The sequence below is a fragment of the Faecalitalea cylindroides ATCC 27803 genome, assembly GCF_000469305.1.
Classification (GTDB): domain Bacteria; phylum Bacillota_I; class Bacilli_A; order Erysipelotrichales; family Erysipelotrichaceae; genus Faecalitalea; species Faecalitalea cylindroides.
In genome coordinates this window covers 1-18,920 of record NZ_KI271032.1, presented here as the reverse complement: position 1 = coordinate 18,920, position 18,920 = coordinate 1, and the positions used below count along the sequence as shown (strand labels likewise).

Here is an 18,920-nt window from a genome sequence, read left to right as displayed (position 1 = left end):
GAGGTGAATCTCATGAACTCTGCTATTACCAGATCTAAAGGGTCGTGAAGATATCCTACGATTACATGCAGGCAATGTAAAATGTTCTCCATCTATTGATTTTAATGTCATCGCTAGAGCCAGCGCTGGTGCCAGTGGTGCTGATCTAGCCAATATTATCAACGAAGGAGCCTTACTTGCAGTACGTGATGGGCGTAAGATGGTCGTTCAAAAAGACTTGGAAGAAGCCATTGAAACAGTCATTGCCGGTGAACAGAAAAAAGGTGCCGTTATTTCTAATCACGAACGCATGATCGTTGCCTATCATGAAATCGGCCATGCCTTAGTGGCCGCAAAATGTAAAAACACAGCTCCTGTACATAAGATTACGATCATTCCTCGAACCAAAGGCGCTCTAGGATACACGATGCAAGTTGAGGAAGAACAGCACAATCTTGTATCAAAAGAAGAAGCATATCAAAGGATCATGGTGTATACAGCAGGACGTTGTGCAGAAGAATTGATCTTTAATTCAATCACAAGCGGTGCTTCCAACGATATTGAACAGGCTACAAAACTAGCTCGTGCCATGATCACGCGTTTAGGTATGAGCGACAATTTTGGTATGACAGCTCTAGAAACAGTAAACAATGCATATCTTGGTGGAGATACTTCATTAGCTTGTTCAAGCGAAACAGCTTCAAAAATTGATGAAGAAGTCGTCAACCTGATTAAAAAAGCACACGATGAAGCTTATCAAATCTTAAATGACAATAAGATGAAATTACATGAATTGGCAAAATTCTTATATGAAAGAGAAACGATCACAGGAGAAGAATTCATGGAAATCTTAAATAAACCAGCTGAAATCCCAGCTCAATCTACACGAGCATAAAATTGTCTTATATTTTCCCATTTTCTTTTGATTTTTTATACAATATTTTCTGATAGAGTCTAGACATAAGGTGGTAGAAATTTATGATTCAAAATGTATTCTTTTTTCTAAAAAACAAAGGGGAAGTCAAGTTTCTATACGATAATTTAAGTATTAGTGACGGCTTGAAACTCATGAATGAACATGGCTTTACCGCCATGCCTGTCATCAATAAAGATGGCATTTACAAAGGAAACATATCAGAAGGAGATTTTCTGTGGTATTTATTAAACCACTCTTCAATTACTGCAGAAGATCTAGAAACAATTAAGATCAAAGAACTAATTCGCAAAGATTACATGCCTGCCGTAAGGATTGATGTGGATTTAAAGACATTGGTTGAACGATCTTTAGAACAAAATTATGTTCCTATCGTTGATGACAGAGGAATCTTCATTGGCATCGTTACTCGTAAAAGCATCATCAAATACCTAATGAACCATACGATGAATGAAGCAATTCCATATGATTCAGAATGGAGTACTACTTTTGATGCAAGGTCTTCTAATTAACTTATATGCATAGAGATATAAATTCTCTATGCATTTTTTATCTTCTATTTATAATTTGAAAATATATGTATTTTATTGTTCAATCGCACAGGATAAAGTTTACTTTTTGCATAAAATATCTTAAAATTTAAGCGTATGTAGAAAACTAAGAGGAGGCTAATTATGAAAATTTCATCACTACAAACAGCTAGATATGAGTATTCTCCAAAATTGCCTGGAATGTTAAGACATGGAATTGCTGATATCTGTGTTAAAGAAGGTGAAGAAACTCAAAGTGTTGCAGATCAGGAAAAAATCAAAGCTCTTTTCCCTAACACTTATGGAAAAAAAGAAATCACTTTCGAAAAAGGAACAAACACTTCTGAAGCTAAAAAACAAGTTGTTGGTGTTATCCTTTCTGGAGGACAGGCTCCAGGAGGACATAATGTTATCTGTGGTCTATATGATGCTTTGAAAGCTACAAACAAAGAAAACGTATTATACGGATTCAAAAACGGTCCTATCGGATTGATCGAAGACGACTATATCATCTTTGATGATGAATATATCAACCAATACCGTAACACAGGTGGTTTTGATATCATCGGTTCTGGTAGAACTAAACTTGAAACAAACGAACAGTTTGCGATTGTTGCAGAAGTATGTAAAAAACATGGAATCACAGCTATCGTAATCATCGGTGGTGACGATTCAAATACAAACGCTGCTGTTCTTGCAGAATACTTTGCTGCACATGACACTGGTGTTCAAGTAATCGGATGCCCTAAAACAATCGATGGTGACTTGAAAAACGAAGACATCGAATGTTCTTTCGGTTTCGATACAGCTACAAAGACTTATAGCGAAATCATCGGTAACATCGAACGTGATGCTAACTCAGCTAAAAAATACTGGCACTTTATCAAAGTTATGGGACGTTCTGCTTCTCACGTTGCTCTAGAATGTGCTCTTGAAACACAGCCAAACATCTGCTTGATTTCTGAAGAAGTTGCTGCAAAGAAAATGTCATTATCCCAGATCGCTGACTACATTGCTGATTCTGTAGCTAACAGAGCTGCAAAAGGAATGAACTTCGGTGTTGCAATCATCCCTGAAGGTGTTGTTGAATTTGTTCCTGAATTCTCTACATTGATCCAGGAAATCAATGAATTGCTTGCTGGCAGCAAAGCAGATGCATTCAATGCTCTACCAACTTGGAAAGACAAATACGAATTCATCGAAAACGGATTGACTAAAGAATCTATGAGCGTATTTGCTATTCTTCCTGAAACAATTCAGCAACAGTTATTCTTAGAAAGAGATCCACATGGAAACGTACAGGTTTCTTTGATCGAATCTGAGAAATTATTCTCTGCTCTTGTTAAAGACAAATTGGAAGAAAGAAAGAAAAATGGAACTTATAATGGTAAATTCAATCCATTACACCATTTCTTAGGATACGAAGGAAGATGTGCATTCCCTTCTAACTTTGATTCTGATTACTGCTATTCACTTGGATACAACGCATTTATGTTGATCCAATACGGATACAATGGATATCTATCAAAAATCTCTAACTTGTCTAAACCAGCAAGTGAATGGGTTGCAGGTGGTATGCCAATCACTAAGATGATGAATATCGAAAGAAGACATGGTGAAGACAAACCAGTTATCAAGAAAGCTCTTGTAGAACTAGATGGAAAACCATTCAAATATTTCGAAGCACATCGTGAAGAATGGGCAGTAGAGACTAGCTTCGTATATCCAGGTGCTATTCAGTACTATGGACCTACTGAAGTATGTGACATCACTACAAAAACTCTTGCTTTAGAACAGGAATAATCAATACTTACCATTTATTGGATCAGTTTGCATTCGCAGACTGATCTTTTTTTCTGCCTTGACAAATTTAGTTAGTGCATGTTAACTTTTAGAAGTTAGTTTTATCTAACATTTTTAGGAGGAAATAAAATGAAAAAAACAGTCAATATGATCATGTTATTATCTTTGATTGTTGTATTAATATCTGGCTTATTATTAAAGCCAATGCCTATTACTTCAATTCGAATTCTGCATGTAGTATCCGGCTTTGTTTTTGTGATCAGCGCCATTGTTCACATGCAACAAAACCATATGTTTAAAAGGAGAAAAGCATGATCAACAAGCGACTTATCAATACAGTCAAAGACAGTAAAAAATACATATTCTCAAATGTGCTGTGTCAATGGATCACCCTTTTAAGTAATTTTGTCTTTGTCACTTATCTTGCCTTGATGATCGAAAAGCTCTGGCTTAAAGAACAATTTAATATCTTTGCATACTTGATTTACATGCTTATCAGCATTCTAGTCCGTGCAATCATGACAAAGCTTTCGATTCGAATGGGATATTTAGCTTCAAAAGAAGTTAAAAAAGTATTACGCGAAAAAATCTATCAAAAATTACTTTCTTTACAAGGCTCCTACAAAGAACAAATCAACACAAGCGAGCTTGTACAGATTGCCGTAGAAGGAGTGGATCAACTGGAAGTTTATTTCAGTTCATATTTACCTCAATTCTTCTATGCTATGTTAGCGCCGCTTAGTCTATTTATTTACCTTTCATTCATTGATATAAAAAGTGCTATTGTCCTATTTATCTGTGTTCCATTGATTCCAGTATCGATCATTATCGTACAAAAATGGGCCAAGAAGCTCTTATCAAAATATTGGGGACAATACACAGCTTTAGGAGATACTTTTTTAGAAAACCTACAGGGATTAACAACTTTAAAAGTCTATCAAAGCGATCAGTATAAAAATGAAAAAATGAATGAAGAAGCAGAGAAATTCCGTGTTGTTACCATGAAAGTTTTGACCATGCAGTTAAATTCCATTACGATCATGGATTTAGTTGCCTATGGAGGTTCAGCCCTTGGTATCATTGTCGCCCTATTACAATTGAATAGTGGAAACATCGGTTTATTTGGATGCTTGTTAATTATCTTATTGTCTGCAGAATTTTTTATACCTATGCGACAACTTGGTTCATTTTTCCACATTGCGATGAACGGTATGGCTGCCAGTGATAAGATCTTTCACTTTTTAGATCTGCAAGAGCCAAAAAAAGTTAAAACCCCATGTCCGGATATCGATTCCATATCGATCAAAAAGCTAAGTTTTTCTTATGATGAAAACAAAGAAATATTGCATGATATTTCTTTAAACTTCAGCAAAGGATCCTTTAGTGCTATTGTAGGAGAATCCGGTTCAGGAAAGTCGACCATATCATCCATTTTGATGAAACGAAATCGAAAATACACAGGTCATGTTTTAATCAACGATATTGATCTTAATCAGATTTCTGAATCGTCTTTAATGGAAAACATTACTTACGTCTCTCATCAAAGCTATCTGTTTAAAGGAACGATCAAAGATAATTTATTGATCGCAAAACCAGATGCATCCGATGAAGAACTATGGAATGTACTTAATAAGGCAAAACTTTCTGCATTTTTAAAACAGGAAAATGGTTTAGAAACATTTGTTGAAGAAAAAGGGTCTAGCTTTTCAGGTGGTCAATGTCAAAGACTAGCCTTTGCTAGAGCCTTGTTACACGATAGTCCTGTTTATATCTTTGATGAAGCAACATCCAACATCGATGTCGAAAGCGAAAATGATATCATGCAGTTGATCCATGAATTGGCAAATGATAAAACTGTGATTCTTATTTCACATCGTCTAGCCAATGTTAAGGATGCTGATACGATTTATGTTTTGGAAAACGGAAACATTGTCGAATCTGGCAAACATGAAAAATTGCTTCAAAATCAAAGTGTATATGCATCCTTATGGAATGCTCAAGTATCTCTAGAATCATATATAGGAGGTGGCAATGCATGAAAAAAAGAAATAGTCTACAAATCATGTTCCAACTTGCTGGTTTGATCAAAGGTTTGACTGGTTATATGTTATTAGCTATTTCTATGGGAACCATTGGTCATCTTTGTGCAACTTTTATTCCTGTTCTAGGTGTCATAGCCCTTTTAACGATTTTAAATGAGATTCATATCTTCTCAATCACAACATTATTTATTCTATTGATCATCTGTGGAATTCTTCGAGGAGCCTTGCGATATGGTGAACAGGCATGTAACCACTATATTGCCTTTAAACTTCTCGCAATCATCCGCGATAAAGTATTTGTTGCTCTTAGAAAATTATGTCCTGCCAAGCTTGAAGGAAAAGATAAAGGAAATCTAATTTCCATCATTACTTCGGATATAGAACTTCTTGAAGTATTTTATGCCCATACGATTTCTCCCATTATGATTTCTATCTTATTTGGTATCATCATGTGTACATTTATTGGAAGTTTTGATCTTGTACTTGCTATGGTCATGCTAATCTCTTATATAGTTGTTGGATGCATAATTCCTATCTTGATTTCTCAATCAAATAAGGATTATGGTTTGATCTTTCGTACAAAAACAGGTGATTTATCAAGCTTTGTCCTAGATAGTTTGCGTGGCGTCAATGAGACCATTCAATATGATGATGGCAAAAATCGTTTAAATAAGATCAAAGAAAAAACAGATTCCCTATCCATCGAAGAAGGAAAAATGAAAGATATAACAGGAACCAATATGGCTATTACGAATACTGTTATCTTACTTGCTGATTTGGCAATGTTATTTGTATTGATTCATTTCTATACAAACTTGCAAATTACATTTGCTCAGTTAATTATTTCCGTTGTTTCCTTGATGAGTTCCTTTGGCCCATTTGTTGCTTTGGCGAATTTAGGTTCTACTTTACAAAATACATTTGCGGCAGGAAATCGTGTGCTGGATATTCTGGAAGAAACGCCAGTTGTTGAAGATATTCAAGGGCAAAAAGAAATTCAATTTAATGATGCTAGCGTTAACAATGTTTCTTTCTCCTATGACAAAGAATTAATTTTAGATAATATTTCACTAACCATCCCAAAAGGAAAAATCATTGGAATTACCGGAAGAAGCGGAAGTGGAAAATCTACATTGTTAAAATTAATGATGCGTTTTTGGAAAGTTGATCAAGGTGAAATCAACATCTCAAATACAAGTATTGAACAAATTAATACAGATAATTTACGCAATATGGAAAGCTTTGTCAGTCAACAAACACATTTATTTCATGATAGCATTGCCAATAACTTAAGAATTGCTAAATTAGACGCCAGCGATGAAGAACTCATTGAAGCCTGCAAGAAAGCTTCTGTTCATGATTTCATCATGAGCCTTCCACATGGATACGATACGATGGTGGAAGAACTAGGTGATTCTTTATCTGGTGGAGAAATCCAAAGAATAGGTTTAGCTAGAGCTTTCCTACATGATGCCCCATTCATGTTACTGGATGAACCTACCAGCAATCTTGATAGTTTAAACGAAGCTGTGATCTTACGCTCCCTTCACAAAGAACATAAAAACAAAAGTGTTGTTCTTGTTTCTCATCGTCAATCCACTATGAATATAGCTGATCAAGTATATTCAGTCGAAAACGGGAGAATGAGTTAATGAATATCGAAACAAAAAGACAAAAAGAAAAAGATATCGTTGCCTTGATGATCAAAATCTATTGTAAGAAACATCATAAATCCAAACACTTATGCCAGGAATGCCAACAGTTAAAAGACTATGCTTTTACAAGAAGTGATAAATGTCCTTTTATGGAAACAAAAACATTCTGTTCAAACTGCAAAGTTCATTGTTACAGACCTGATATGCAACAAAAAATTCGTGAAGTTATGGCATATTCTGGACCTAGAATGTTATTTTATCACCCTGTTATGGCAATCAAACATGTGATCGAAACACAAAAAGAAAAACGTAGATTGGAGAATGCTAAATGAATATTAAAAAAATCTTATACATTGTTCTAGGTACGATTGGATTGATCCTAGGTGCTATTGGAGCCGTTTTACCTTTATTGCCGGCCTTTCCTTTCCTGTTACTGGCAACCGTATGTTATGCAAAGAGTTCAGAAAGATTACATAATTGGTTTATTAATACCAAACTTTATAAAAATAATTTGGAAAGCTATGTACAGGGAAATGGTATGAGCTGGCCGGTCAAATTTCGTGTGATGGGTATGATCACGATCGTTATGAGCATCGGTTTTATCATGATGGCTCTTAAAGAAATCACATATGGATGTATCATCCTTTTCATTGTCTGGATCTTTCATATCTTATATTTTAGTTTCCGCGTCAAAACAACCTAACTCGTTATCTGGTAACGAGTTTTTTTGATATACTTTTATCAAAAGGAGAACAAGTCATGATAGATACAGTAATATTTGATTTTGATGGTCTATTGGTTGATACAGAGATCATAGCCTACGAGACCTACCATCAAATTCTTGATAAACACGGTTTTGTTTTTACCAAAGAAGAATACACTCAATATTACAGTGAAAAAACAGATACTTTAAATGCCGAAAATATAATAAAGCATTATCATTTGCCTTATACGATCGAAGAGCTTTTGCAGATGACCTTTGAATTAGAAGAAAAGATATCCTCTAAAGGAGTTAAATTAAAACCAGGTGCCAAAGAACTTTTAGCTTATTTAAAGGCCAATCATTATCATATTGCTTTGGCTACTTCAAGTTTTAAGAAACGAGCTGTCAACATCTTACAAGAACATGATATTTTAAAGTATTTTGATACCTGTGTATTCTTAGAAGATGTCAAACATTCTAAACCTCATCCCGAGATCTTTTTAAAAGCATTAGAAAAATTGAATGTATCCAATAAAAATGCAATCGTACTAGAAGATAGTGAAAATGGGATCAAGGCAGCAATCAATGCCAAGATAGACGTCATCTGCATTCCTGATATGAAGATACCATCAAAAGAGTATCTTGATAAAACACTTTTTACAGGAAGATCATTGTTTGATGTTCTGACTTATTTGCAAACAAATTCTTCTGATGATTTTACAAAGAAAGATGAGCAAATGAAAATCATTGAAATATTCAACAGAGATCCTTTGTTGATACAAAAACTTTTAGAAGTATGGGAAAGTTCTGTAAGAGCAACTCATTTATTTCTTTCAGACAATGATATCAATCATATCAAAGAGTATGTTCCCCAAGCTTTAAAAGAAGTTGATCATTTGTTGATCATTGAAACCATAAGAAAGTCCCTGTTGGTTTTATAGGAATTGATAATCAACATCTTGAAATGCTCTTTATTTCTAATAAAGAAAGAAAAAAAGGACTAGGAAAAATGCTTTTGAAATATGGAATCGAAAAATTTTGGGATCAATGATCTAGCCGTAAACGAACAAAACCCTTTGGCAAAAGAATTTTATGAACATATGGGATTTATAGTCTATAAGCGAACAGAAACAGATGAACAAGGAAATCCCTATCCCTTGTTATATATGAAAAGAAAACAAATATAATGATTTTTCTTTTTTACAGAATATAAATGCGCCTTGGACCCAGTAAACGATCATACCTTCCAAGAGCTTAATCAAAATTACATTATAGAAAAAAGACTTGTATTTGACATCCAGATCAAATCAAGTCTTTTTCTTTTATAAAATCATTATAGATTTTGAATATAAACATAAGCTTCTAAAAAATCATCAAAAATATGATCTGCCAATGTCTGATCAAAATTAAATCGAAGATCTCTATGTGCTAAGGTATACATACCCGCTCTTTTAGCCGCCGTGATCCCAATTGTAGAATCTTCTAAAACAACACATTCATCGGATGATACCCCAAGTTGTTTTGCGGTATAAAGATATATCTCCGGATTTGGCTTACTTTCTTTAAAATCTCTTCCTGTGACCACCAAATCAAAATAACTATCGATAGAACACTCTTTTAAACATTTTGATATCAGTTCCATAGAGGATGATGACGCAATCGCAAGCTTATAGTCAGGCTTTAGTTTTTTTAAAATATACCGTATATATGGATTTAACATATCTGAATATGAATAAGTTACATCTTGCATCGTATCGTGATATAAAGATTCTATTTGTTTGCTAGTAATTCCTTTTCCATACCATTCAGCCATTTTTGAAAAGGTGAATTGATGAGAAGAGCCAGCTAATTGATTTATCTCTTTTAATGGTACATCGATACCTTGCCGTCTATAAAATTCAAACACTTTATTTCGAAAGAAGGGTTCTGAATCAACCAGAACCCCATCCATATCGAATATCACTGTTTTAATTTTCATAAAACAGCCCCTTATTTTAATAATCTAATGCTTTGTAGTAGCGGCGAATATCGATTGGATGTCTTCTACAATGTTCAAGATGAACATTCAATCGCATAAATGCTGAACGCATTACAATTGGAGACAACATTCCTCTAAATTCATCACTGATACCGTTCAACTTAAAGTCTTTTGTATCAAATGTAGTAACTTTAGCACTAACACGATGAACAAACTTTTCAGCACGATCCATTTCTGGACGTGTCTTATCTTCTCCCTTGATCAAAATAACCGGAATATCTCTTTCAATAACTTCCAAAGTTCCGTGGAAGAAGTTTGCTGCTGAGATTGGTCTTGTTCTCATCCATTGCATTTCTTCCATGATACACATTCCATAACATACAGCCCAATCTTCCAAGTTTCCTGAACCAATCAAATATGTTAATGGTTCATCACAATATTTTTCAGCATATTCCTTCATCATTGGATCTGCATCTTTATAGATTTGTACAACATTTTCTGGCATATTCTTTAATTCAGAATAGAATTTGTCATATTTATCAAATTGTCCTGCATTTTTCATGAAGCGAAGAACAACAGTATACCACCAGTAATATTCTCCACCAAAAGTATTAACTAAATAATCGACTTTTTCTGCCAATGGTGTACCTAGCTTTTCTACATAACCAATAACTCGGGCCCCAACTTCATGTGCTTTGTCAACCGCTGCTTCTACTTCTACAGTATGTCCTGAAAGAGATGCGATAACAACAACAGAATCTTTGTTGAAGTTAGCATTTCCTTCATACATAAAGTCCTGAGCATTTTCCAAATAGATTGGTAAAGTACAGCCTAATTGTTTTGCTGTATGCATGATCTGCCCAGCATATAACAATGTTCCTCCAATTCCAAACAAGAAGATATTTGAATATCCTTCTTCACAGATCTTATCAACGATCTTCTCTACTTCTGGTACTAGATTTACTCCATTTGTGTGTTCTGTACGAACTCTGTTTTCATCAAAATTTAACATAGTTTTCTACCTTTCTTATTCTACTATTCACCTTGAATTTGTATAAATATATTTCTTGTTTGTGGTCCATCAAACTCTGCAAAATATACATCTTGTGCTTTGCCGCATTCTAACTTTCCATTTTCTATGACCATAACCGTATGATTACCGCAAAGCATCGATTTTAAATGCCCGGGAGCATTGCCCCCTGTTGCTCCATAACTCAACAGAAAGTGAGAATGAGCATAGTCATGATCAAGTGGAACAAGTCTTTCCAATGTCTCTTCAATGTCCGTCATCAAACAAGGAAGATTCTCATTGACCATGATTCCAGAGGAAGTATGCGCTGTTATAACAAAGACCAAACCTTCTGTAATCCCGGATTGACTGATACATTTTCTAACTAGTTCAGTAATAGGAATAATTTCAAATTCTTTATGTGTGATAACTTTTTCTTTAAATGTTTTGACCATACTCACTCTTCCATTCCAAGAAATCTCAAAGCATTTTCTCCCATGATCTTTGATCGGGTAGCTTCTCTTAAATTCAATTGATCAAGTCCATATTTGATTCTTCTTGGTTTAAAACGTGGACTGTTAGAACCAAACATAACTTTATCTTTTAAATTATTTTCCAACCATAAAGGGCCTAACTGATTTTCAAATATATCTTTCATGAACTTTCTAGGCGAATCCATATACAACATTGCCGTATCTGCATATACATTCGGATATTTAAGAAGCAGTGCTGCTGTTTCATGGATCCAAGGCCATCCAAAATGTGCTAAACTAAATCGTAATTCCGGATATCGAATTGCCACTTCTTCAAACTCTAAAGGTTTAGCGTATTTCATTGGTGCATCACTTTCCCATGACATACCTGAATGAAAGACAATCGGCTTATTCTTTTTGATACAATATTCGTAAATTTCATTCATCATAGGATCTGAAGGATAAAAATGTTGTTTAGAAGGATTCAGCTTTAATCCACTCAAATGATATTGATCAAAAGCTTTTTCCAATTCTATCATTCTATCTTTGCGATACGGATCCACACTTGCAAATCCAATAAAGATATCCTGATTATCTTGTACAAGTTTATATATTGTTTCATTATCTGGAATTTGAACCTTACGAGTTGTTGTTAGATCAAGTGGCAACAGCACCATTTTATCAACTTTAGCATCCTTAAGTTCTATTCTGGTCATTTGCATGTCATGGCCAGACATCAATCCCCATCCCATTTCTTTTTTACTGATTTCTATTGCTTGTGAAGTTTTAAATGCTTCATTCATCAACCAAGGATGAGCATGCATATCTATGATCATATTATCTACCCTAGAATACCTAACCAAGAACAAAGAATACCAAATACAACCGTTCCTAAAAGAATTACAATGACATTCACTTTTTTATTTAATAATTTGTAGTAAACACCTAAAGCAGCCAAGCTTAGCATTCCTGGCATCAAACCATCTAATACTCCCTGGATTGCAACAGCTCCTTCACCAGTACCAATGGTCAGCGGTGTTGATACAACGACGAGTTCATTTGTCATTCCACCGATAACCATAACTCCAATGATCGATGCAGCATACATGAACTTTTCCATCAATCCAGATTCTTGGATCTTATTCAAATAATTAGCACCAATTTCATATCCTTTAAAGGCGCCGATATAACGAACTAGCATAGCAGGAACATTAAATACCAACAAGAATAAGATTGCTCCTAAAATGCTGCCTTGCATCGCGATAGAAGTACCAATACCTACTGCCAAAATTCTCAAAGTTCCTAAGAACAATGAATCTCCGATTCCAGCTAAAGGCCCCATCAAAGCAACCTTGACAGCACTGATAGAAGATGTATCAAAATCTTTATCCTTGGCATTCATTTCTTCCATTGCCATGGTAATACCACCAATGAAAGTACTAATATACATATTTGTATTAAAGAATTCCATATGACGCTGCATAGCATCTTTTAATCTTTCTGGATCATCTTTATATAACTTCTTGATCGTAGGAAGCATCATATATTCAAATCCCATATGCATTTGACGTTCATAATGCCATGAGAACTGAATCGTAAATGATCTCCAGAACATCTTCATTATATCTTTTCTAGTGATCAATCCTGTTTCATTATTTTTAGAAGTCATCATCGTCTCCTCCATTTTCTACTGCAACCGGTGCAGATTCTTTAAAATCAACTTTGATCAATGCGGCCAATACACCAAAGGCGGCAATACCTACTACTGGTACTCCCAGATAAGCAGATAACAAGAAACCTAGGAAAAAGAATGCGATAACTTTCTTATTCATGATCATCTGTGCCAACATTGCAAATCCTAGTGCAGGCAATAATCCCGTAGCAACTGTTAATCCATTGGTAATTACTTCTGGAATAGAATTCACAACATTCTCAATTGCAGTACTTCCCAATAAGAATCCGGTAGCTACAAGCACTGCTAAGATCGTACATGTCAAGAAACCAGCTCCCATATGTACCATACCAACAGCTTTTGCATTCCCTTTTTCAGCATAACTATCAGCTAAACGTCCTAGCATTGGACGAACCGTTGTGAAAATAAAATTATCAATCACACTTGCCAATAAAGCAATTGGATACGCCAACGTAACAGCAACTTCAGCTCCACGACCTGTTGTGATCGCAAAGGCTGTACCCAATACACCACCAACAATAACATTTGGCGGAATAAAAGCTCCTATAGATTGAGAACCAATAAAAGCTAATTCTAGGAAAGCGCCAATTGTAATTCCACTTTCTACATCCCCTAACACAAGACCAACCAATGGTCCTAAAACGATTGGCTTTTGAATCAAGCAATCTCCTAAAGCCAAATCACATTTTCCGATAAATGCTATACATCCTAATAAAATCGCCTGAACAACCATTACTTACACCTCTTTTCTATTCAATGACTGTTTTTGCATCAATGCTTGTATCATTTGGAACCATACGAATTTCTACATCAATTCCTTTATCGATCAATTCTTTGATCATCTGTTCCTCTTCTTTAGTAACATTGATTGCTTTAGAAACATTTCTTGTTCCTTCTCTAGGTTTTGTTCCCCCTAGATTTAATGATTTGATCTGACTGCAATTCTCTGCAAGTTTGTAAGCATCCGCTATGCTTTCTACTACGATAAATAATTTGTATTTATCAGTAACACCACTGTTAATGGCTTGAATAGAATCATCTACATTTTTGATAACAAGCTTAACACCTGCAGGTTTAGCCAGTTTGATAGAAGTTTTTCTAAGATCATCTTTCATAACAGCATCATTGGCAATCAAGATACAGTCAGCGCCTAACGCACTTGTCCATGAAAATGCAACTTGTCCATGCAATAGTCTGTGATCTACCCTAAATAATTTGATCATATTCCTCTCCTTTAGAAATCTTCATCTGTTTCACTAACTAAATTTGTCAATAAAGTAATTCCTTCTCGAGAACTATCCAATAATTCTTCGTAATCTTCACTAGGAATACCTTCCTGATATCTGAGCACGATATCCAATGCCATACCCAGATTCATCCCGGATAAAACAATAACGTTATTAAGTTGTGTTAGCTGGGCCAAAGTCGTGTGAACACTTCCTCCCTTGATATCACACAAAATTATTACTTGCTCATCACTATTAGGAATTTCTTTTAGCAATTTCTGGTAATAATCGTTGGGGCTTTCTCCTGGATACAAGCTATATGTTTCTACTTTATCCGATAAAGAACCTGCCAACATATTCACTGAATTTTTCATTCCTTTAGACAAATTCCCATGTGAGGCAAATATAATCCTACACATTGTTTCCCTCCTTTCTCCTGTAACGTTTCACCTATATACAAGCAATTTTCGTGCCATAGAGAAATTTTTTAAAAAAAGATGTTGAAATAATCAACATCTTTAGCCTTAATTGTTCTTTACATAATTATAAATATATGTAATTTCCTCTACTGGAATCGAAACTCCATAAAAATCTTCAACTTTCTTGAATGATCGCTTCATATAATTAATAAAGTCTGGATGCTCTTTTTGAAAATCCAAACATTCAAGATAAGATTCATTCCCTCTAAACAAAACAAGTCGTTCGATCAGACAACTTATATGTACATATAAGCCAAAACAAGCACGATTTGACAATTTGATCTTTAAAAGAATTTGTAACTGATCTATAGCATCGGCAACTTGCTCCAATAATTTATTTGGATTCAATATCGTTAAATGACTCATAATGTTTGATAATGAAAAATTACGTAATATGTTTCGATTAAATTCCTGAAGATCTGTTTCATCTAGATATTCATTGAAATACTCATCTAGTTTATTGTCTGAATTGCCCAAGATCAAATCTTCAATACCTATAAACTTGATTTCTTCTATGTTGGGATCTAAAGTACCAATGACACAAAGTACATTATATTGTTCAAAGACAGAAGCTTTTGCTCCTTGAGATAACAGTTCATTATAATTATAGATCTGTACTTCAATATGACATTGTTCCGGTATCGAATCTTCGATCGTAGATTTTAATTTTCTAGCTGTATCATAGCCACTAGCACAAGAACAAAGAATCAAAGGAAGTTTATCTTGATTCTTTTCAATATGGTACATCAAACTAGCTTTTACATTAGAAATCGTATTTTTTAATAGTTCTTCCATCGGTATGTTCATACGAACACCATTTCCAATTTCCAAAGCCATAGGAGTACTTGCATTATTGAGTATACCTATACTCATTTTTTCTAAATTCAATCCTTTATATATTTCCTCCAAACTTCCCATGTCGACCAAAAGATATAATTCTTTGATTTTCTCAAGTCTGCCTAAATAAATCTTTAGTTTTTCGACCATAGTAGCTGTATCAACATGTAAAGGCATATCGATCGCATCAAATATATATTCCCCTAAAAAGTGATTGGCTGCATTAGCGATACTGCTTGCGGTAGAGAATCCATGAGCCAACACTACACAAGCTTTTTGTTGGAGCCTTTGATCCGACTGAAGATTATAGACATAAAAAATAAACAGACAAACAACGATTGGATAAACTTCCATTTCTAAATAAGATTTCAAATACGTACATATTTCTAAAGAAATATTGGCAGCGCGGAAAAATTCCGATTCTAAAAGTTGATTGAGATCTTCACAATCTTCTTCATGTTGAAGACTCCATTTTCGAAAATCATGATAATCAAGATTCAATTCTTCTAGATAACAGGCAATGGCCAAGATATCATTATTTGTTAGCTTGATGCCATATCGGCTTTCAATCATATCAAAGATTCTTTGAACACCTCTTTTATAATATTCAATTTGTGGTGTTTCTTTTTTTCTAAATATCAAATTATCAAAATAATTTTGAACGATCTGTTTGCCCGTATTCACCAATTTCCCAATATCGCGTTCTTTGCGATATGTTTGATACGTTTGAATGATTTCATCATTTAACTGAATGATTTCTTTATCATGACTATAAAACATTTGAAGATCATCCACTGAAACGTATTCTTCTGTATCTTGTAATGTTTTAGGATTTTCATAAAGTTTTGTAAGAACATGCGAAGGCAAACTTGAAAGATGTATCAATAAATTGTTTCCTTCTCTATCAAACAAGGAATTGACACAGCATGATTGTATGATGCTCTTTAGTTCACCAATATTTCCTGCTAATTTACTCGATAATAAAGTGTTATATACTTTATTGCTCATTTTTATCTTGCATTGCAATCTCTGTTCCTCATCACGAAATAATTTATAGATCAATTCGATTTTTTCCTGAACGCTTCTTTGACTCATTGAAGGTATCGTTATTGTCATAGGTATACGTCTGAGCAAAGTTTTAAGAAGAACATTTTCAGGGTTTTCTGTTGTCGCAAAAATCAATCGAACTTTTGATTTATACCATTTATCATTATCTCCTACCCTATGATAAATTCCCTTATCCATGAAGAGAAATAATTTTTCCTGACATTCAGATTTCAATTCATGAACTTCATCTAAAAATAATACTCCCTGATCAGCTAATGCGATCAGCCCGGCATTATCTTTATCCGCCCCGGTAAAAGCTCCTTTTACATGTCCAAACAAGTTTGCCGTTAACAATTCAGGATTATTGGCATATTCACTACAGTTTACTGTAACAAATCTGCCTTTAATTATATTATTATTTTTAGCCCATTCATACGTTAATTGAGCAATATAACTTTTCCCTGTTCCGGTTGCTCCATATAACAACAAGGGTAAGCCTTCCGGCGGATAAGCAATTGTTGCCTTACATTGTTTTACAATTTCTCTAAGTGATTGTTCATGGCCTACCAGTTTTTCAAAATCATGCAATTCTTGTTTTTGAAGCGCTGTTTCTAATGAAGAATAGCTTGTTTCAACCATAGATTTTCCTTTTTTATGAAGGTATTCTGTTGTCAGATATTTATAAGGTTTTTCTTCGATCCTTGTCAATTTTTTTTGATTTATGAGGCTTTTTAATAAAAGTGCACATTGATTACGTCCAATTTGGAATTTTTCACTAATTTGATCCAATGTATTTTTTTCAAAGTCTTCATTTTGACAATTTTGGTCTATATATTTCAACAGCTTTTCTTCCATGATCATCCACTCCCTTTACGTTTTATATCATATACTAATTTTAAATCGAAAGAAACATTTATATAATTACAACATCATTAATTTCCTTTAGCGACTTGTCAGATCTATTTGATAGAAATATAATCAATTTAAGACGGAATAAAGGGAATATATCATGAAGACCAACTTAAAACTTCAACCAACTTTAAAACAAACTCTCCATTTAAGCACTTCTATGAAGAATCACTTAGAAATCTTAAATATGAGCTCTGAAAAAATAATAGATCATATTCGCCAGCTGGCAGATAGAAATCCTTTTATCGAATTTAATCCCAATGAAGACATTCATGAACTTTTAATGAATAATATTTCTACAGCTCCTGTTTTAAAAGATGAGTTATATTTTCAACTGCATACATGTAATAGAAAATATGATTCAGCTATTACTTCTTATATTATTGAATCCCTTGATGAAAATGGTTTTTTTAACATTCCTATAGAGCAAGCTTGCAATGACCTTCATGTTCCTGAAGATAAATTTATACAGAATCTAAACTTGATCCAAACATTTGAACCATGTGGTGTAGCTGCAAAAAACAGTATTGATAGCCTCTACATCCAACTATCTAGAAACAATCAAACTCCAGCTCTAAAACTATTAAAAAACTACCAAAATGAACTATTGAACAACGATCTTTCTTCCATATGCAAACAAATGAATCTTTCTTTTGATCAAGTAGAAAATATTTTGTTAGAAATAAGAAAATGTAATCCTTATCCTTGCAACATGTACACCACACAAAAAACACAATGGATCTTACCTGATGTAGAAATCAAGATAGAAGATGGAGATATCATAATCGAACCAAAAGAAATTGGAGATGTTAAATATATCAAGCCACAAGAAAAGATCATTGATCCAGAATTAAAGCAATATCTAAATCAAGCTAAATTCACTATTGATAGTTTAAATAAGCGAAATAAAACATTATTAGTCGTTGCCAATGAAATCATAAATAAACAAAAAGGATATTTTTTGTATAACGACGAATTAAAACCTCTCACCCTTAAAGAATTAGCTAAGTCAACCAGTCTGAGTGAATCAACGATTTCAAGAACTGTGAACAGTAAATATTATCTGTATCAAAACCAAGTTTATCCTTTTAGAAGCCTTTTTACTTCCAAAACAAAAGAAGGAACCTCAAGAGATTCCATACAAAAAGCATTATTATATCTAATAGAAAATGAAGATCCTAATGCTCCATTACTAGATGAAGAAATTGTAGAACAACTAAAAGATCTAGAACTCTTTGTTTCTAGAAGAACAATATCAAAATATCGCAAGGAAATGAGAATTTTGAATTCTAAACAACGCAAAAAAGCATATAATTCTCATACATAATAAAAAGAATAAAGTTTTAAAATGGATCCTGTAAACATCATTCTTTATAATACCTTGTAATATGGACAACAATATTAAAAGTATCTTGAAGAAATTAAACCCCATATCGTTCTTTAAACTGGTCATACCGTTGCTCTTTTAGATCTTCGATATTTTGTTTTCTTGCCTGATCGACAAAATGCAATGGGATCGATGCGGTTGCCAAAATCATGGCACCGCCAATCGCCATGATAATCAACCAGCGAAGCCCCGATCGAAGCATGAACTTTTCTGTCATGCGGTTGATCTCATTGACA

At 34.0% G+C, this 18,920-nt stretch carries 22 protein-coding genes; 12 read left to right on the top strand and 10 right to left on the bottom strand.

What is annotated here, in order from left to right:
• The first annotated feature begins 19 nt into the window (after positions 1-19).
• The 11 genes from HMPREF0367_RS07870 to HMPREF0367_RS10750 all read left to right on the top strand — a co-directional run bounded on the left by HMPREF0367_RS07870 (position 20) and on the right by HMPREF0367_RS10750 (position 8,833).
• Positions 20-874 (top strand): ATP-dependent metallopeptidase FtsH/Yme1/Tma family protein, encoded by an 855-nt coding sequence (locus HMPREF0367_RS07870; RefSeq protein ID WP_428829656.1) that lies wholly within the window; start codon positions 20-22, stop codon positions 872-874.
• An 83-nt stretch (positions 875-957) separates the two neighbouring features.
• The gene (locus HMPREF0367_RS07865) at positions 958-1,425 is read left to right on the top strand and encodes a CBS domain-containing protein (RefSeq protein ID WP_035403052.1); all 468 of its coding nucleotides are present in this window, start codon (positions 958-960) and stop codon (positions 1,423-1,425) included.
• Positions 1,426-1,587: 162 nt separating this feature from the next.
• Positions 1,588-3,246 carry a diphosphate--fructose-6-phosphate 1-phosphotransferase gene (locus tag HMPREF0367_RS07860; protein ID WP_022356272.1) on the top strand — a complete coding sequence of 553 codons (1,659 nt, stop codon included), beginning with the start codon at positions 1,588-1,590 and terminating at the stop codon, positions 3,244-3,246.
• 129 nt (positions 3,247-3,375) lie between these two features.
• A complete protein-coding gene (locus HMPREF0367_RS07855) occupies positions 3,376-3,561 on the top strand; it encodes a DUF4405 domain-containing protein (RefSeq protein WP_022356271.1) in 186 nt (61 codons plus the stop codon).
• Entirely contained in the window at positions 3,558-5,285 is a 1,728-nt protein-coding gene (locus tag HMPREF0367_RS07850; RefSeq protein ID WP_035403049.1) for an ABC transporter ATP-binding protein/permease, read from the top strand. Before HMPREF0367_RS07855 ends, HMPREF0367_RS07850 begins: the two co-directional genes overlap by 4 nt.
• Positions 5,282-6,940 carry an amino acid ABC transporter ATP-binding/permease protein gene (locus HMPREF0367_RS07845; protein WP_035403046.1) on the top strand — a complete coding sequence of 553 codons (1,659 nt, stop codon included), beginning with the start codon at positions 5,282-5,284 and terminating at the stop codon, positions 6,938-6,940. The genes HMPREF0367_RS07850 and HMPREF0367_RS07845 overlap by 4 nt, the downstream gene beginning before the upstream one ends.
• Entirely contained in the window at positions 6,940-7,275 is a 336-nt protein-coding gene (locus HMPREF0367_RS07840; RefSeq protein WP_035403044.1) for a nitrous oxide-stimulated promoter family protein, read from the top strand. The genes HMPREF0367_RS07845 and HMPREF0367_RS07840 overlap by 1 nt, the downstream gene beginning before the upstream one ends.
• On the top strand, positions 7,272-7,646 hold the full coding sequence (locus HMPREF0367_RS07835) for a YbaN family protein (protein ID WP_035403041.1): 375 nt from the start codon (positions 7,272-7,274) through the stop codon (positions 7,644-7,646). Before HMPREF0367_RS07840 ends, HMPREF0367_RS07835 begins: the two co-directional genes overlap by 4 nt.
• Positions 7,647-7,702: 56 nt before the next feature.
• The gene (locus tag HMPREF0367_RS10760) at positions 7,703-8,587 is read left to right on the top strand and encodes an HAD family hydrolase (protein WP_248660676.1); all 885 of its coding nucleotides are present in this window, start codon (positions 7,703-7,705) and stop codon (positions 8,585-8,587) included.
• Positions 8,588-8,610: 23 nt separating this feature from the next.
• Entirely contained in the window at positions 8,611-8,697 is an 87-nt protein-coding gene (locus HMPREF0367_RS10755) for a hypothetical protein (RefSeq protein WP_248660677.1), read from the top strand.
• Positions 8,669-8,833, top strand: a complete 165-nt coding sequence (locus HMPREF0367_RS10750) for a GNAT family protein (RefSeq protein ID WP_248660675.1) — start codon at positions 8,669-8,671, stop codon at positions 8,831-8,833. Before HMPREF0367_RS10755 ends, HMPREF0367_RS10750 begins: the two co-directional genes overlap by 29 nt.
• Before the next feature lie 146 nt (positions 8,834-8,979).
• Here HMPREF0367_RS10750 and HMPREF0367_RS07820 read toward each other — a convergent pair whose 3' ends face one another.
• The 9 genes from HMPREF0367_RS07820 to HMPREF0367_RS07780 all read right to left on the bottom strand — a co-directional run bounded on the left by HMPREF0367_RS07820 (position 8,980) and on the right by HMPREF0367_RS07780 (position 17,243).
• Complete coding sequence (locus HMPREF0367_RS07820) at positions 8,980-9,624, bottom strand: HAD family hydrolase (protein ID WP_022356264.1); 645 nt, start codon at positions 9,622-9,624, stop codon at positions 8,980-8,982.
• A 16-nt stretch (positions 9,625-9,640) separates the two neighbouring features.
• Positions 9,641-10,636, bottom strand: a complete 996-nt coding sequence (locus HMPREF0367_RS07815; RefSeq protein ID WP_035403038.1) for an SIS domain-containing protein — start codon at positions 10,634-10,636, stop codon at positions 9,641-9,643.
• Positions 10,637-10,659: 23 nt separating this feature from the next.
• Positions 10,660-11,088, bottom strand: coding sequence for a secondary thiamine-phosphate synthase enzyme YjbQ (locus HMPREF0367_RS07810; protein ID WP_022356262.1), 429 nt, complete (start codon positions 11,086-11,088; stop codon positions 10,660-10,662).
• 2 nt (positions 11,089-11,090) lie between these two features.
• Entirely contained in the window at positions 11,091-11,942 is an 852-nt protein-coding gene (locus HMPREF0367_RS07805; protein WP_035403035.1) for an amidohydrolase family protein, read from the bottom strand.
• A 5-nt stretch (positions 11,943-11,947) separates the two neighbouring features.
• Positions 11,948-12,778, bottom strand: a complete 831-nt coding sequence (locus tag HMPREF0367_RS07800) for a PTS system mannose/fructose/sorbose family transporter subunit IID (RefSeq protein WP_423782548.1) — start codon at positions 12,776-12,778, stop codon at positions 11,948-11,950.
• Entirely contained in the window at positions 12,765-13,532 is a 768-nt protein-coding gene (locus HMPREF0367_RS07795; RefSeq protein ID WP_035403029.1) for a PTS mannose/fructose/sorbose/N-acetylgalactosamine transporter subunit IIC, read from the bottom strand. Before HMPREF0367_RS07795 ends, HMPREF0367_RS07800 begins: the two co-directional genes overlap by 14 nt.
• 16 nt (positions 13,533-13,548) lie before the next feature.
• Positions 13,549-14,022, bottom strand: a complete 474-nt coding sequence (locus HMPREF0367_RS07790) for a PTS sugar transporter subunit IIB (RefSeq protein WP_022356258.1) — start codon at positions 14,020-14,022, stop codon at positions 13,549-13,551.
• An 11-nt stretch (positions 14,023-14,033) separates the two neighbouring features.
• Positions 14,034-14,444 carry a PTS sugar transporter subunit IIA gene (locus tag HMPREF0367_RS07785; protein WP_035403027.1) on the bottom strand — a complete coding sequence of 137 codons (411 nt, stop codon included), beginning with the start codon at positions 14,442-14,444 and terminating at the stop codon, positions 14,034-14,036.
• Positions 14,445-14,549: 105 nt separating this feature from the next.
• Positions 14,550-17,243: a sigma 54-interacting transcriptional regulator gene (locus HMPREF0367_RS07780; RefSeq protein ID WP_035403026.1), complete on the bottom strand. Its 2,694-nt coding sequence runs from the start codon at positions 17,241-17,243 to the stop codon at positions 14,550-14,552.
• Positions 17,244-17,397: 154 nt separating this feature from the next.
• Between HMPREF0367_RS07780 and rpoN the strand changes: the two genes are divergently transcribed.
• On the top strand, positions 17,398-18,624 hold the full coding sequence (gene rpoN / locus HMPREF0367_RS07775; protein ID WP_035403024.1) for an RNA polymerase factor sigma-54: 1,227 nt from the start codon (positions 17,398-17,400) through the stop codon (positions 18,622-18,624).
• A 94-nt stretch (positions 18,625-18,718) separates the two neighbouring features.
• Here the strand turns inward: rpoN and HMPREF0367_RS10580 are convergent.
• On the bottom strand, positions 18,719-18,920 hold a 202-nt coding region (locus tag HMPREF0367_RS10580), incomplete at its 5' end, for a hypothetical protein (protein ID WP_035403021.1).

Bases quoted from the DNA above. Each gene is read 5' to 3' on its own strand.
- HMPREF0367_RS07860 (WP_022356272.1), top strand. From the start codon at position 1,588: ATGAAAATTTCATCACTACAAACAGCTAGATATGAGTATTCTCCAAAA.
- HMPREF0367_RS07855 (WP_022356271.1), top strand. From the start codon at position 3,376: ATGAAAAAAACAGTCAATATGATCATGTTATTATCTTTGATTGTTGTA.
- HMPREF0367_RS07835 (WP_035403041.1), top strand. From the start codon at position 7,272: ATGAATATTAAAAAAATCTTATACATTGTTCTAGGTACGATTGGATTG.
- HMPREF0367_RS10755 (WP_248660677.1), top strand. From the start codon at position 8,611: ATGCTCTTTATTTCTAATAAAGAAAGAAAAAAAGGACTAGGAAAAATG.
- HMPREF0367_RS07840 (WP_035403044.1), top strand. From the start codon at position 6,940: ATGAATATCGAAACAAAAAGACAAAAAGAAAAAGATATCGTTGCCTTG.
- HMPREF0367_RS07785 (WP_035403027.1), bottom strand. From the start codon at position 14,444: ATGTGTAGGATTATATTTGCCTCACATGGGAATTTGTCTAAAGGAATG.
- HMPREF0367_RS07820 (WP_022356264.1), bottom strand. From the start codon at position 9,624: ATGAAAATTAAAACAGTGATATTCGATATGGATGGGGTTCTGGTTGAT.
- HMPREF0367_RS07795 (WP_035403029.1), bottom strand. From the start codon at position 13,532: ATGGTTGTTCAGGCGATTTTATTAGGATGTATAGCATTTATCGGAAAA.
- HMPREF0367_RS07810 (WP_022356262.1), bottom strand. From the start codon at position 11,088: ATGGTCAAAACATTTAAAGAAAAAGTTATCACACATAAAGAATTTGAA.
- HMPREF0367_RS07790 (WP_022356258.1), bottom strand. From the start codon at position 14,022: ATGATCAAATTATTTAGGGTAGATCACAGACTATTGCATGGACAAGTT.
- HMPREF0367_RS07865 (WP_035403052.1), top strand. From the start codon at position 958: ATGATTCAAAATGTATTCTTTTTTCTAAAAAACAAAGGGGAAGTCAAG.
- HMPREF0367_RS07800 (WP_423782548.1), bottom strand. From the start codon at position 12,778: ATGATGACTTCTAAAAATAATGAAACAGGATTGATCACTAGAAAAGAT.
- HMPREF0367_RS07815 (WP_035403038.1), bottom strand. From the start codon at position 10,636: ATGTTAAATTTTGATGAAAACAGAGTTCGTACAGAACACACAAATGGA.
- HMPREF0367_RS07780 (WP_035403026.1), bottom strand. From the start codon at position 17,243: ATGGAAGAAAAGCTGTTGAAATATATAGACCAAAATTGTCAAAATGAA.
- HMPREF0367_RS07850 (WP_035403049.1), top strand. From the start codon at position 3,558: ATGATCAACAAGCGACTTATCAATACAGTCAAAGACAGTAAAAAATAC.
- HMPREF0367_RS07845 (WP_035403046.1), top strand. From the start codon at position 5,282: ATGAAAAAAAGAAATAGTCTACAAATCATGTTCCAACTTGCTGGTTTG.
- HMPREF0367_RS07805 (WP_035403035.1), bottom strand. From the start codon at position 11,942: ATGATCATAGATATGCATGCTCATCCTTGGTTGATGAATGAAGCATTT.
- HMPREF0367_RS10750 (WP_248660675.1), top strand. From the start codon at position 8,669: ATGGAATCGAAAAATTTTGGGATCAATGATCTAGCCGTAAACGAACAA.
- HMPREF0367_RS10760 (WP_248660676.1), top strand. From the start codon at position 7,703: ATGATAGATACAGTAATATTTGATTTTGATGGTCTATTGGTTGATACA.
- rpoN (WP_035403024.1), top strand. From the start codon at position 17,398: ATGAAGACCAACTTAAAACTTCAACCAACTTTAAAACAAACTCTCCAT.